This is a genomic window from Rhodococcus rhodochrous, assembly GCF_900187265.1.
Classification (GTDB): Bacteria; Actinomycetota; Actinomycetes; order Mycobacteriales; family Mycobacteriaceae; genus Rhodococcus; species Rhodococcus rhodochrous.
On the sequence record NZ_LT906450.1, the window covers coordinates 393,811 to 407,146 of the forward strand.

The 13,336-nt window shown below is 67.8% G+C and carries 12 protein-coding genes; all 12 read right to left on the reverse strand.

The annotated features are described in order from the left end of the window. Nucleotides 1–33: 33 nt before the first annotated feature. Nucleotides 34–948 carry an ABC transporter permease gene (locus CKW34_RS01825; protein WP_080968312.1) on the reverse strand — a complete coding sequence of 305 codons (915 nt, stop codon included), beginning with the start codon at nucleotides 946–948 and terminating at the stop codon, nucleotides 34–36. Continuing rightward, nucleotides 945–2,105, reverse strand: a complete 1,161-nt coding sequence (locus tag CKW34_RS01830; RefSeq protein WP_064059879.1) for an ABC transporter permease — start codon at nucleotides 2,103–2,105, stop codon at nucleotides 945–947. The genes CKW34_RS01825 and CKW34_RS01830 overlap by 4 nt, the downstream gene beginning before the upstream one ends. Then, nucleotides 2,102–3,706 carry an ABC transporter ATP-binding protein gene (locus tag CKW34_RS01835; protein WP_080968311.1) on the reverse strand — a complete coding sequence of 535 codons (1,605 nt, stop codon included), beginning with the start codon at nucleotides 3,704–3,706 and terminating at the stop codon, nucleotides 2,102–2,104. The genes CKW34_RS01830 and CKW34_RS01835 overlap by 4 nt, the downstream gene beginning before the upstream one ends. A 1-nt stretch (nucleotide 3,707) precedes the next feature. Beyond that, on the reverse strand, nucleotides 3,708–4,778 hold the full coding sequence (locus tag CKW34_RS01840; protein WP_197700689.1) for a BMP family ABC transporter substrate-binding protein: 1,071 nt from the start codon (nucleotides 4,776–4,778) through the stop codon (nucleotides 3,708–3,710). 108 nt (nucleotides 4,779–4,886) lie between these two features. Next, entirely contained in the window at nucleotides 4,887–5,588 is a 702-nt protein-coding gene (locus CKW34_RS01845; RefSeq protein WP_059383162.1) for a flavin reductase family protein, read from the reverse strand. A 207-nt stretch (nucleotides 5,589–5,795) separates the two neighbouring features. Then, nucleotides 5,796–7,148: an NtaA/DmoA family FMN-dependent monooxygenase gene (locus CKW34_RS01850; RefSeq protein WP_059383214.1), complete on the reverse strand. Its 1,353-nt coding sequence runs from the start codon at nucleotides 7,146–7,148 to the stop codon at nucleotides 5,796–5,798. Then, nucleotides 7,145–7,765: a cysteine hydrolase family protein gene (locus CKW34_RS01855; protein WP_059383161.1), complete on the reverse strand. Its 621-nt coding sequence runs from the start codon at nucleotides 7,763–7,765 to the stop codon at nucleotides 7,145–7,147. Before CKW34_RS01855 ends, CKW34_RS01850 begins: the two co-directional genes overlap by 4 nt. Continuing rightward, nucleotides 7,762–8,820: an LLM class flavin-dependent oxidoreductase gene (locus tag CKW34_RS01860; RefSeq protein ID WP_059383160.1), complete on the reverse strand. Its 1,059-nt coding sequence runs from the start codon at nucleotides 8,818–8,820 to the stop codon at nucleotides 7,762–7,764. Before CKW34_RS01860 ends, CKW34_RS01855 begins: the two co-directional genes overlap by 4 nt. Nucleotides 8,821–8,966: 146 nt before the next feature. Continuing rightward, nucleotides 8,967–9,497, reverse strand: coding sequence for an aromatic-ring-hydroxylating dioxygenase subunit beta (locus tag CKW34_RS01865; RefSeq protein ID WP_059383159.1), 531 nt, complete (start codon nucleotides 9,495–9,497; stop codon nucleotides 8,967–8,969). Then, on the reverse strand, nucleotides 9,497–10,882 hold the full coding sequence (locus CKW34_RS01870) for an aromatic ring-hydroxylating oxygenase subunit alpha (protein WP_059383158.1): 1,386 nt from the start codon (nucleotides 10,880–10,882) through the stop codon (nucleotides 9,497–9,499). Before CKW34_RS01870 ends, CKW34_RS01865 begins: the two co-directional genes overlap by 1 nt. Nucleotides 10,883–11,053: 171 nt before the next feature. Next, nucleotides 11,054–12,301: an MFS transporter gene (locus tag CKW34_RS01875; RefSeq protein WP_059383157.1), complete on the reverse strand. Its 1,248-nt coding sequence runs from the start codon at nucleotides 12,299–12,301 to the stop codon at nucleotides 11,054–11,056. Between the two features lie 261 nt (nucleotides 12,302–12,562). Further along, nucleotides 12,563–13,237 carry an amidase family protein gene (locus CKW34_RS01880; protein WP_064059880.1) on the reverse strand — a complete coding sequence of 225 codons (675 nt, stop codon included), beginning with the start codon at nucleotides 13,235–13,237 and terminating at the stop codon, nucleotides 12,563–12,565. Nucleotides 13,238–13,336: the final 99 nt, after the last annotated feature.

Here is a 13,336-nt window from a genome sequence, read left to right on the forward strand (position 1 = left end):
TTTTCGCCGTGTTCCCGGTCGATCGTCGGGGTGTCATGTCAGGCCGCGGCTGAACGGCTGGCCGAGCGAACGCGGCTCACGTCCGGTCTGGGTCATCAGCACCATGGCGGCCAGCGCCAGGACGTACGGCGCCGCGATGAGCATCTGCGAGTTGAGTTCGAAGCCGAGCGCGGGCAGAGCGAGTCGGAGTGCATCGGCGAGACCGAACACGAAGCAGCCGACCAAGGCGCCCTTGAGTCGCCAGCATCCGAAGATCACTGCCGCGAGCACGAGGAAGCCGCGTCCGCCGGTCATGTTGGCGTTGAACGAACCCACCTCGCACACTGCCAGGTACGCGCCACCCATACCCGCCATCAGGCCGCACCACAGCAGGGCCTGCCGGCGCCGCCGGTTGACGTCGATGCCGGTGGCGTCGCACGCCTGCGGATTGTCGCCGATCGCCCGCAGTTCGAGACCCCAGCGGCTGCGTTCGACGAGCCACCACGTGAGCGGCACGATCAACACCAGCAGGTACATGGGCCATCGGTTCGAGAACAACGCGTCGCCGATGACGGGTATGTCGCTGAGCCCGGGAATGGTGAGCATGCCCACCTGGTGACTGTCGAAGTCCGCCAGTGAGATCAGGTAGCTGGTCAGCCCGAGCGCGAGGGTGTTGAGGACGAGGCCGATGACGAAGGTGTTCACTTCGAGTCGGTGGGAGAGTTGACCGTGGATCAGGCCGACGACCAGGCCGACGAGGGCGCCGCCGACCAGACCGATGAGCGCGTTGCCGGTGAGGCTGGCGATCGCGACCGAGCCGAACGCCCCGGACAGCATCATCGACTCGACGGAGATGTTCTGCGTGCCGGCCCGTTCGGCGAGATACTCACCGCACGCGGCGAACGCGAGCGGAGCGGTCAGGCGTATCGCGCTCGACAGGATGACCTCGGCGTTGTCGACCATGCTCATGACTGCACCTCTCGGCTGATTCTGCGGCGCTCGAGGACCGCGGTGATCGCAGGGGCAATGACGAAGGCGAGCACCAGGAGCGACTGCACGACGTTGACGAGGTAGATGGGGACACCGGTCGCGGCCAGGAAGTTCGATCCCGTGCGCAGGGCACCGAACGCGAGCGCGACGGGGATGGCGACCAGCGGACGGTTACGGGCGATGAGCGCGACGAGCAGCCCGTCCCAGCCGTAGTTGTTCGAGACCGCGGGTTGCAGGCGGAACGCCGACGATTCGACGATGACCGCGCCGGCCAGACCCGCGAACGCACCGGAGGCGACGAGCGCACCGGTTCCGATCAGAGCGACGCGGACACCGGCGTGCCGGGCGGTGACCGGGTTGAGCCCGATCATGTCCAGGCGGAAGCCGAGGGTGCTGCGCGAGAGCAGGGCCCAGACGGCGACAGTGGCGACCAACGCCAGTACGAGCCCGAGTCCGATGCTCAGTCCGGGGGACTGGCCGAAGGCAGGCATCCGGTAGTCGGCGGGGATGAGCGCGGACTGAGCGGCCGCGGTGGCATTGGCCGAGCCGCGCGGTTCCTGCAGGAGCCACGGGGTGCTGACCGCGAAGCTCACCACCTGGACTGCGACGAAGGACAGCAACAGTGTGCTGACGACGATATTGACCTGCCGGATGCGGTACAGCAGGGCGCTGACGGCGGCGAGGAGGCCGCCGAGCGCGGCGCCGGCGAGCAGGCTGACCGGGATCACGAGCAGCGGCGGGCCGGGCAGGCGCAGGGCGATGAAGGTGCCGCCCATCGCGCCCAGAAGCACCTGGCCCTCCTGCCCGATGTTGAACACTCCGGCGCGGCTGGCGATGCACGCGCCCAGTGCGACGAGCAGCAGCGGGGCGGTGGCGAGCAGTGTCTGGGTCCACGCGGCGCTGTCGCCGAGGCTGCCGCGGACGATCGCGGCGGCGACCGCGGACGGGGACCCACCGGTCGCGGCGACCAGCAGCGTCGACAGCAGCAGGGCCACCGCGACGGCGAGCGTCGTGATGCCGATCTGCCCGGTCGTCCCGCGGTCGGGACGCAACCACGACGGGACGCGCGTCCGCTGCGGCGGACGCGGCGGCAGGGGCGGTGCCGGGGTCTGGGGTGCGAGGCCGGTGGTGCTCATGCGGCCTCCCCGCCGAGCAACATGCCGAGACGTTCGCTGGTCGCCTCGGCACGTGCGAGGACTCCCGTGATGCGACCACCGGAGAGCACTGCGACGCGATCGCTGAGCGCCATGACCTCCTCCAGTTCCGTGCTGACGAGCAGCACTGCCACGCCGGCGTCGGCTGCCTCACGCAGCCGGGTGTACATGTCCTCGATGGCGCCGATGTCGAGGCCGTGTGTCGGTTGCGCTGCCACCAGGACTGCCGGGCGCGCCGACAGTTCGCGGGCCAGCACCACCTTCTGCTGGTTGCCTCCGGAGAGGCTGCGCAGCGGCACGTCCACCGAGGGCGTCGCAATGTTGTACTGGCGCACCAGTTCCGCTGCTCGATCCCGGATTGTGCGACGGTCGAGCCAGCCCCGGCGGGACACACTGGCGAGGTCCTTCATCACCAGGTTGTCGGCAATGCTCAGGTCCAGTACGACGCCGCTGCGGTGCCGGTCCTCGGGGATCACTCCGACCCCGGCGGTGGCCATCGCCCCGGGGGCGGTCAGGTCGACGGTCCTGCCGTCGACGGTGACCTGACCCGAGACGTCCGAGCGCAGACCGGACAGCAGGTCCCCGAGTTCGGACTGGCCGTTTCCCTCGACTCCGTACAGTCCGACGATCTCACCGGCGTGGACGTCGAGTGACAGGTCGTCGAGCAGTGCCCGACCGTCGCTGTTACGCAGGGTGATCGACGAGAGCCGGAGAGTCGGCACGGTGTCGGTGACGAGTTCGACCGGGGCCGGCGACACCACCTCGAGCTGGTCGGGGTCGGCTCCCAGCGCCCCGCCGTGGTGGAGCGAGACCTCGCGGCCCACCATCTGCCGGGCCAGTTGTTCGGGAGTGGTCTCCGCGGTGATCCCGCGGTACACCACCCGTCCCCGACGAAGCACGGTGACCCGGTCGGTGGCGGCCGCGATCTCCGAGAGTTTGTGACTGATCAGGATCACCGAACGCTTCTCGGCCACCACCGCATTGCGGAGCACCGTGAACAGTTCCTGGGACTCCGCCGAGGTCAGCACCGATGTGGGTTCGTCGAGGATCAGCACCTGCGGATCACGCCGCAGGCACTTGACCAGTTCGACGCGCTGGCGCTGACCGGCGGAGAGTTCCGACACCGTCGCGAGCGGGTCGATCGGCAGACCGTACCGAGCGCCGACCGCCTCGACGTCCGCACATGCCCGGGCTCGGTCGACCTGGCCGCGTTCGCCGAGGACGACGTTCTCCCAGACCGTGAGGGCGTCGATGAGGCTGAAGTGCTGGTGCACCATGCCGATCCCGAGACCCTGTGCAGCGTAAGGGCTGTCGATGTTCACCCGCTTGCCCGACCGGAAGATCGCACCGTCGTCGGGGCCGACCAGCCCCAGCAGGATCTTCATCAGGGTGGACTTGCCGGCGCCGTTCTCGCCGAGCAGGCCGTGGATCTCGGCGGCGTGCACGGTGAGGTCGACGGCCTCGCACGCAGTGACCGGTCCGTACCGCTTGGTGATGCCGCGCAGCACCAGTGGTTCGGGTTCGTCGGAGATCGTCGGTGGCTCCGACAGCGGCCCGTCCGTGACGATGTCAGGTCCGCTCATCTCATGCGCCAGCCTGTGCGATCACGTCGTCGGGCACGATCTCTCCGGCGCCGACCTTCTCGATGAACTCTGCGAGCTCGGCGTTCTGGGCGTCGGTGCCGTTGCACAGGACCACGGTCGGTACGGAGTCCACACCCAGGTGCCACTCACGGAGCTCACCCATCTGCAGCTTGCCCTCGGAGAAGTCGGCGAGTGCGGCGGCGAAGTACTCGCCCGGATCGAAGATCACCGAGACGGACCAGTCGATCGCCGTCTCACCGCACCGGTCGGTACCAGGGGTGGAGAGGATCACGCCCTTGTCCGATCCGAGCTGCGCGACGGCGTCGGTTGCACCACCGAGGTACGGGTAGAGCGCCTCGACGCCCTGGCTGATCTGGGCTTGCGCCGCCTCACGGGCCTTCGCGGAGTCGTTGAAGTCACCGGTGAAGGTGGAGACCACGGTGGCTTCCGGGACGACCATCTGGATGCCGACCTCGAAGCCCTTCGCCGCCATCACCGAGAAGTCGAGTTCCGGTCCGGAGATGTACCCGGCCTTGGTCATTCCCGCATCGCGCATGAGGATGCCGTTGGCGTAACCGGCAGCGAGTGCGGTCTCGTTGACGAAGTCGCGGGAGCGGGCGATGTAGGGGGTGCTCTCCAGGTCGGCGCTCGACGGTACGTACCAGGCCGTGTTCGCGCAGTCCGGTTCCGCGGCCACCGGGATCGCGTCCTTCATCTCGGCGGCCGCCAGCGCGACGAGGTCGACCTTCTGGCGGCACAGGTTGCGCGCCTGTTCGGCCGCGTTGGCCGGGTTGACCTGTCCCATCTTGATGAGTTCCCAGCCGTTGTCGTCCGCGAACTTCTGGGCGCTGACGACGAAGCTCTCGTAGTAACCGTTGTCGTTGAGGTCACCGGGACTGATCACACCGACGATCACCTTGCCGTCGCCGTTGACGTCGGGCTGGGTGTCGGAGGAGCGGGCTTCGCTGGTGTCGGCGGCGGCCGATTCGGTGGCGCGGTCGGAGCAGGCCGTCGCGCCGAGCAGCAGGGCGCAGGCCCCGGCCATCAGGGCAGACACTCGGGTTCGTCTCACGATGAATTCCTCCGTTGTGGTGAAGCACGGTTGAGGTGAAGAACTGTGGTGCAGAACTTGGGTGAAGAACTTCGGTGCCGAAGGACTTCCGGCGAGCGCCGGACCCGGTCAGCGAGCGTCGGCGGGGAGGTCGGCGTACTCGATGCGTTCCTGCTGGAACAGAGCGTCGCCCGTGGCGGTGACGAAGTAGGGAAATCCCATGCGGCCGATGGGGGTGACCTTCTCGGGGTCGATGCGTCCCGGTTCGGCGAGGAGTGATTCGTCGACGGTGATGCACAGCACCTCGGCGAGCACGAGATGGAATCCGGAGAAGCGGACGTCGAGGTCCCCGCGGTCGATGACTTCGCGGACCCGGCACTCGAGGTGTGCCGGACTCTGAACCAGCGAGGGGGCGGCCACCATTCGGGACGCAGTGCCTTCCCAGCCGGCGATCGCGGCCTCGTCGACGCCCACCGGGTACTCGCGGGCCACCGTCTCGATGTACGGCGCCAGTGCGTCGTTGGTCAGGTTCACGACGAACTCACCGGTGCGTTCGATGTTGGACCAGGTGTCCTTCGGCTCGTCGGTGGCCGTCCGGATGCCGCCGATGGTGATGGCGATCGTGGGCGGTTCGCCGCACACCGGCATGTAGTAGCTGTAGGGGGCGACGTTCAATTCGCCGGCAGGCCCGAGTGTCGTGATCATCGCGATCGGCCGCGGCACGACGAGATGGGAGAGCAGTCCCTGCTTCTGGGCGGCGGTCCGGTCGTCGAATTCGATCAGGGACCAGGTGGCCGGGGTGGGCGCCAAGCCTGCCGAGGGATTCCCCATGGACAGTCACCTCTTTCATTGTGCGATACGGCATTGCGTGTAACGAGATGCTTGTTGGGTGCACACCCGCTGTCAATGCCCGGAAGCCTGGATCGATGGTTTGGAAACACACTGTTAAGAGCGGTAACCGGGCCGAAACGGCGGAGTGGGTGCAAATCCCGCTATGAGGTATGCCGTATCGCAGATTCTGCAGAGGGGGCGGCCGTCTCAGGACAGTCGGCAGGACAGTGGGCGCCCCAGGAGGTTCTCTGCCAGGGTGGACCCGGGGTACGAATCCGGGCGCAGGCCACGGCGCCGCAACTCCGGAACGAGAAGGTGTGCAACGTCGTACAGCGATCCCGGCATGCACACCGGGTTGGTGATCATGAAGCCGCCGCGGCGACCGGTCGCCTCGAACTGGTCCTCGAGCTGATCGGCGACGTCCTCGACGGTGCCCGCGATCGTCTGGTCGTATCCCGTGCTGTGTCGCCAGCCGGCGTCGAAGAACTCCGCACGGCTGATCCGGGTGTCGGCACCCAGACGCTCGACGAGTTCGGCGACGAAGCCCGCCTGCGTCGACTGCGCGGCCTCGATCTCGGCCGCGATCTCGCCCAGCACGAACGACGACGGCAGTCCCGAGAAGTCGAAACCGGAGTTGTACGACAGATACGTGCCGATCCCCTCGAGGGACAGGCCCCCGAGCAACTCGGCTCGGCGCTGTTGCGCCTCGGCGGCCGTGACGCCCACGATCACCTGGACCGCCCACAGGATGCCCACCGTCGCAGGGTCGCGTCCGGCGCGCTCGAGGGCCGCATCCAGATCGGCCCGGTGGCGGACCTGCCGGTCACGGTCGCCGCCGACCCCGAAGACGATGTCCGCGAACGACGCCGATGCCGCGATGCCGCGTGGGGAGGCTCCGGCCTGGACCAGGACCGGACGGCCCTGCGGGCTGGGTACCGTCGGCAACGGCCCCCGCACGGCGAAGTGCTCGCCGCGATGATCGATCCGGTGCAGTTTCGTCGGATCGCCGTACTGGCCGGTGGTGCGATCCTCGACGACCACACCCGGTTCGGCCGAGGCCCACAGGCGCCGGCACACCTCGACGAACTCCTCCATCCGCTCGTACCGCCGGTCGTGCGGCATGAGGGTGTCGAATCCGTAGTTCGCCGCATCGGAAACCCGTCCCGAGGCAACGACATTGAGGGCGATCCGGCCGCCGGTGACGTGATCGAGCGAGTTCATCAACCGGGCCAGGTAGAACGGATGCAGGTAGGTCGACGAGTAGGTGAGGCCGAACCCGATCCGCGTCGTCGCCTGCGCGGCCGCGGCGACCACCGGGCTCATGTCCTGCCGCGGCCACTGGATCCCCCAACGCACCGCGGCATCCATCGAACCCTTCCAGGTGTCCGGCACGCCCACGCCGTCGCCGAAGAAGAGCATGTCGATTCCTGCGCGTTCCGCAGTGACCGCGATCTCGGTGAACATCCGGTGGTCGGGATAGCTGGTTCCCACCCACGAACCCGGTGCCTGCCAACGGCCCTCGGTGTGGGTGAAGGAGAGGTCGAATGCGAGTTTCATCATGGCTGCACCGCCGAAGCGAGGTCGGCGGTGGACCGGATCCACGCGGCGTTGTCGGCCAGGATGCGCAGGGACGCGTCGTGGAGTCGGGGATCATAGGTCGCGACGGCGTCCGACGCGACCACCATGCGGTACCCCAACTGCATTCCGTCGAACGTCGTGGTGAGGACACAACATTCGGTGGTGAGCCCGGCGACGCACAGCCATTCGACCTGCGCGTCCGTGAGGATCGCCGCCAGGTCCGTGCCGAGGAAGGCGCTGTACCGCCGTTTGGTGACGACGGTCTCGCCCGGGCCGGGTTCCACTCCGAACCATCGGACCCCGGCGGTGTCCGCGACGCAGGGCTCGTCCCCCGGCCACGGTGCCTCGTCGGGGATCCCGCGCAGGTGGCGGGACGAGGCCCAGGGGGACTCGGCCCGCTGTTCCAACCGGACCCACAGCACCGGCAGACCGCCGCGACGGAATGCATCGACCAGTTCGGTCGTGCGGTCCACCGCGGCTGCGAGCGCCGCGGCGCCGTCGGGCTCCAGCCAGGGAAGGTGAGCGGGATCGGCGAACGAGTGCTGGACGTCGATCACGAGGAGGGCGCCGCGCTCGGTGGCACCCGGCAGCGTGCTCATCGGGACTGCAGCCCGGGCAGCACCTCGGTGCCGAACCGTTCGAGGTCGCCGACGTAGTCCGGGAAGATCAGCATGAGGCCGTCGAGTTCGGCGTCGTCCACCAGTTCTTCGATCTGCTCCCGGACGGTGGCGGCGCTGCCGGTGACCACCTCGGTCTGGAATCCCTGCTGTTCGAGCGATTTCGAACTGGGAGTGGCATTCCTGTCGGTCTGCATTCCGTAGGCGGCGGCCATGTTGTCCAACGCCTCCAGGTCCACACCTCGGGAGTACTCCCGCCGCCGGGCCTCGGCCGCCGCGTCGGTGTCGTCGAGGACGACCGTCGCCATCGTGTAGGTCTTGATGGAGCGGCCCAGATCCTGGGCGCGCTTCTTCACCGCGAGGCTCACCTCGCGCAGGCCCGGGCGGTCGAACGCGGACAGGAACGCCGCGTCGCAATGTTGTGCCTGGAAGTCGATCCCGGCGGGCGAGCGTCCGGCACAGATCAGCGTCGGGCGGGTCTCCGGATGCGGCCGCGAGGAGCAGTCCCGCAACGTGAAGTAGTCGCCCTCGGCGGTCACCGAGTCCTCCGACCACAGGCGCAGCAGCAATCGCACCCATTCGTCCGAATAACGGTAGCGCTCGTTGTGATCCAGGTGATCCGGCCACATGCCCATCTGGGCGAACTCTTCGGAGAACGATCCGACCACGATGTTCATCCCACACCGCCCGTCACTGATCTGGTCGAGAGTGGTGAACATCTTCGCGACGATGGCGGGGTTGAAGAGGATGGTGTGCACCGTCGCCCAGATCTTCACACGTTCCGTCGCCTCGGCGAGGCCGGCCATCATCGTCATCGACTCGAGCGTCCTGCCCCAGTGGTCGGTGCGGCCGCCGTACCCACGCCACTTCGCTTGCGACATGACGAAATCGAAACCCAGACGGTCGGCCGCCACTGCGGCGGCGCGGTTGTAGGCGTAGGTCGCCTCGATGGCGGGTGCAGTGTCCGAGACGATCCAGCCTCCGTTGGAGATGGGGAGGAAGATACCGAACTCGGTGCTGTGCTCGCTGCTGGTCATGACGCGCTCCACTCTGTGTCGGATGGATCTGCACACCCCGCACTCGCCGCCGGATGGCGGCGAGTGGGGCGGAAGCATGAAGTCGACGGCCCAGTGGCGTGTGAGAGTTGTTGTAGGAAAAGCCTTTCTTGGTTACTGCTCGGAGATCAGACGATGAAGCTGAGGCGGGCGCCCGGATCCATGGATTCGTTGCTGAGGACGCTCCGCCGGGTGAGGAATCGCAGACCGGTGGTCTCGACCTGCAGGAGGTGGTCGTACCGGCCCACATAGCAGAAGGCTCCACCGTCGCGGTACCGATGAATGACGAAGTTCGCTGCGACGCGGACGGTGTCGCCCTCACGGTCGAGCACACGGACGTTGCCGATCAGCCGGTTGGTACGCGAATGGGGATTCTCCGCGTGCGCCTTGCGGCTCTTGAGGCGCTTGACCCGGGCCTGGATCAGGTCCCAGTCGTCGGCGACGAAATAGCCGGCCGACTCGGGGCCGAGTGCCGCCTGATCGGTGGTCGGTACCTGCATGTGCGCGCCGGGGACGAAGAGCGTGATCCATTCGTCGAGCCGCCATTCGTCGAGCACGGCGGCCTCGTGGAACAGGAAGTCCTCGACCTCGGTGCGCGAGACGGATCGTGTCGACGTCGGTGCGACGGTATCCGCGCTCGATTCGGTGAATGTCGTCATCAGTGCTCCACGTCCTGTCGTTCGGTCTCGATGCCGAGGCCGGGGAACTTCCCGACCCGGCGGCTCCAGTGGCGCCAGAAACTGCGCATCGCGCCCTCGTCCACCGAGCGCCCGCGGGTCCCGGCACGGTCGTCGGCCATTCCGCGAGACATGTCGCTCCAGTCCAGGTCCCCGAATCCGTACTCGCCGTAGGCGTCCAGCCCGTCGGTCGCAGCGACGCCCCGCTGCACCGCCTCGTAGGCCTCGATGTCGTCGGGTGTGGCCAGGCCGCCCGGTCCGACGAAGCTCGCCATCGTCTTCAGTCGCAGCGCCCGGACCTCGTCCGGCTCGCCGACCTCGACGAACTGCCATGCCCGGACGTCGGTGACGCCGGGGGCGACCGGCTCGAGTTGGCGGATCGTCAGTGCCTCGAGGTCGAACAGCAGCAGGTTGGGGAAGACGAACAGGATCTTCGATGCGTCGGCCACCTGCGCGGCTCGTTCCGCCCCGAGGCGAGTGACCATCTCCGCTCGCTTCTCCTCGGTCCGTACCTTCTCGGTCTCACCGAATCGCGGCTCCCAGATCATTCCGATCCGTCCGTTGTGGCCGGTGAGGATCAGTAGTCCGTGGCCGTCACCGAGGTCGTAGGCGTACTGGTCGTCGTCGGTGACGGCGAAGCCCGTCTCCCGCAGATACCCGACGAAGGTGTTGTGCGTGGGAGCGAAATGGTAGCCGTCCATCGCGTTCTCGACCGCAAGCTTCCAATTGCCGCGGACGCTGTACTTCTGCACGCCGGGCAGGGTCGTCATGCCCTGCGGGCCGATCGATGCCGTCATCGACATGTAGTCGGCTGCGGCGCCGAGATGATCGAGCAGATCGGGGACGTCCTCGGTGAAGGCCACGAAGACGAAGCCCTCGTGAATCCCCAGCCGGGGAACTCGCCGCAGCGACAGCGATTCGACGAACGCGCTGTCCTGCGGGTAGGCCTCGTTGTCCGGCAGGGCGGCCAGTTCGCCCGAGTTCCGGAACGTCCATGCGTGGTAGAAGCACTGGAACAGCTTTGTGCGGCCTTCGGTTTCGCGGCACAGAATGGTTCCTCGGTGCGGGCAGGCGTTGAGGTACGCCTGCACCACTCCGTGCTGGTCACGCACGAAGATCAGCGGCCGGCCACCGAGGGTGCGGGTCTTGAAGTCACCCGGTTCGGGAATTTCCGTCTCGTGCCCGAGGTAGAGCCACGTGTTGCCCCAGATTGCCTGGCGCTCACGGTCGAACACGGTCTGCTCGCGGTATGCCGCCCGGTGCACCTTGAAGGTGAGCGCATCCCAGTCCTGCGCGATCAGTGTGTTACCGACGTCGAGTCGGGTACTCGGCGCGGCGGTGTCGGCGCCGGGTAGCAGTGCTGTCATGTGAGGGCTCCCAGGGTGACGAAGGGCTGTCGGAGGCTGTCGAAGGGGCAGCGGTAGCGGCAAAACTGTTCCATCACGAGTTCATGCAAGATGATGTCTCGTAGTACGAGATATTCGATCAATGGGTCGAGAGGCTGTCAAGGCGGAGACGGCGGGTTTAACCGACATGCATCACGGACGTAACGTGCGCTCGCGTTCGGTGCGGGCCAGGCGGGACAGCACCAGGACCGCGATCGTCGCGATCGCCGCCACGGCGCCGAAGGCGGCGGGCCAGGTGGTGCGGTCGAGCAGCGCGCCGAGCGCGGGTGGGGTGAGCATCATCCCGGCGGCCACTGCGGTGTTCTGGATGCCCAGCATCAGCCCGATGCGTCGACGGTCCGCCAGCTCGCCGACGGCGGTGAACGCCAGACCGTTCCAGCTGACCGCGCTGAAACCCGTGCAGACCAGCACCACCAGCGCGACCGGACCGCCGACGATCGTGGCAGGCACCAGCACGACGAACAGCAGCGCTGTGATCGATGCGATCACGAAGAGCGGGTGCACCCGTCTGCCGCTGCGATCGGACCAGAAGCCGAGTATCAGGCGCATCATGCCGCCACCGAACTGGACGAGAGCGAGCAGTGCCGCGGCGACGCCAAGTGAGACGTCGAGATGGTCCACCAGGTACACGACCATGAAGCTGACGATCGCGATCTGCGGGACCACCAGCAACGCCGACACCGTGCACAACCAGCGGGCGGTGCGGCGGTCGTCTGCCGCCGACTCGCCCGGCGCGGTGGCCGGGTCGGGGCCGTCGGGGTCCTCGGCCGGTCGCTCGCGGACCAGTGCCGCGACCACGACGGCTGCCACGGTGCAGGTGACGGCGATCGTCGTGAACGCCCCGGTCAGGCCCCAGCGGCTCTCGACCGCCGGAAGTGTCAGGGCGGCGATCGCGGCGCCGAGCGGGATCGCGGTCTGCCGGGCGCCCATCGCGAATCCCCTTTGTGCTCTGGGGAACCAGATGAGAACGGCGCGCCCGCTCGCGGCGTTCACGCTCGCGCACGCCGTGCCGGCCGCGACCAGTGCGGCGATCAGGGGACCGACCCGGTCGGTGGTCCCGGCCGTCACGAGGGCGGTTGCGGCCGACGTCAGGCCGATAGTCATCACCCACCGTTCGCCGATCCGGTCCGCGAGCACTCCCCAGGGCACCAGGGCTATCAGAAGTCCGGCGGTGCTCGCGGCCAGTACCAGCCCGAGCATGGTCAGCGACAGTGAGTACTGCGAGCGGAAGGCGGGAGCGAGGCTCGGGAGCCCTTGCAGGACCATCGCCGCAGACGCCTGCGCGAACACGCCCGCGGCGAGGACGACCCACTTGTAGTGGCGCGGTGCGGGGGAGTTTCGCGGCTGGGAACTGGGCGCTTGCAGCTCAGCCTGAGTCATGTCGACATATTGTTATCCGTGACGGCATCTTGTCAATCGGGACGACATCCGGTTTCTCAACGTTTACATGACGGTGAAATCGACTGCTCCGGTTCGGCGGATGCAACACGGGGAGCTCGCTGAAACGAGCACTGTGGAACGGCGAATACTGCAGCGGCCGTACGCCTGAGCGGTCGGCTCGGCGTCGCCGGTATCGCAGGGGTGATCGGTATCCAGGCGAGCGGGATGGTCGATGTGGCCTACGTGGAAGGCGCCGCCGGGTCAGATCGGGTCGGTCGACGTCGTCGGGAGGAAATGGAACCCGAAGCCGACGTTCGTGGTGTTGGTGGGGTCGGGTCCGGGTCCGGGGGTGCCGACGCGGGCCCGGGGGATGTCGCGAGGAGCGGGCGCCAGCGTCGGTGACTCCAGCAGGTCCGGCCGGGCGGCCTGGAGTTCGAGGGCGATCTCGATGACGGTCCTCTCGTCCCAGGGGCGTCCGCCGATCTGGACCCCGAAGGGCAGTCCGGTCTTTGCGGACCTTCCCGCAGGGGTGGCCACCACGGGAGCGCCGGTCAGGTTGGCCCAGCCGACGGTGCCGGTCACACCCGAGAACACGGCGACACCGGCGATCTCGAGGCGCCGGGCCCCGTCGACCTTCGATCCGGGTACGAGGACGGCGTCGAGGTCGTTCTCGGCGAACATGCGGTTGTACTCGTGCTGATAGACCAGGCGATTGCGGGCCGCGGTCATGTAGTCGATCGACGGCACCGCCAGGGACGCCAGTGCCCTGGCGACGGTTACGCTACGTTCGAGTCGGTAGGCGCCCAACCGGTCCTGGAACTGGCGGTGGTCGCCGCGAAGAAGCGGGGCGAAACCCCGCCGCCGGAGCCCGAAGACCGGGGATTGAAGTTCGTGCTCCGTCGCGGCCTCCGATCGTGCATCGAAGGTACGGGCCACCGGGCGTAGCCGCCGAAGTATTCCGTAACAGATAGAGGGGGATATCCCTCGAAGGGGAAGGGCCGCGACCGCGACGCGATGCGGGCCCTCAAGACCGAT

Coding starts and splice junctions, on each gene's coding strand:
- CKW34_RS01825 (WP_080968312.1), bottom strand. CDS start 948: ATGAGCATGGTCGACAACGCCGAGGTCATCCTGTCGAGCGCGATACGC.
- CKW34_RS01830 (WP_064059879.1), bottom strand. CDS start 2,105: ATGAGCACCACCGGCCTCGCACCCCAGACCCCGGCACCGCCCCTGCCG.
- CKW34_RS01835 (WP_080968311.1), bottom strand. CDS start 3,706: ATGAGCGGACCTGACATCGTCACGGACGGGCCGCTGTCGGAGCCACCG.
- CKW34_RS01845 (WP_059383162.1), bottom strand. CDS start 5,588: ATGGGGAATCCCTCGGCAGGCTTGGCGCCCACCCCGGCCACCTGGTCC.
- CKW34_RS01850 (WP_059383214.1), bottom strand. CDS start 7,148: ATGATGAAACTCGCATTCGACCTCTCCTTCACCCACACCGAGGGCCGT.
- CKW34_RS01855 (WP_059383161.1), bottom strand. CDS start 7,765: ATGAGCACGCTGCCGGGTGCCACCGAGCGCGGCGCCCTCCTCGTGATC.
- CKW34_RS01860 (WP_059383160.1), bottom strand. CDS start 8,820: ATGACCAGCAGCGAGCACAGCACCGAGTTCGGTATCTTCCTCCCCATC.
- CKW34_RS01865 (WP_059383159.1), bottom strand. CDS start 9,497: ATGACGACATTCACCGAATCGAGCGCGGATACCGTCGCACCGACGTCG.
- CKW34_RS01870 (WP_059383158.1), bottom strand. CDS start 10,882: ATGACAGCACTGCTACCCGGCGCCGACACCGCCGCGCCGAGTACCCGA.
- CKW34_RS01875 (WP_059383157.1), bottom strand. CDS start 12,301: ATGACTCAGGCTGAGCTGCAAGCGCCCAGTTCCCAGCCGCGAAACTCC.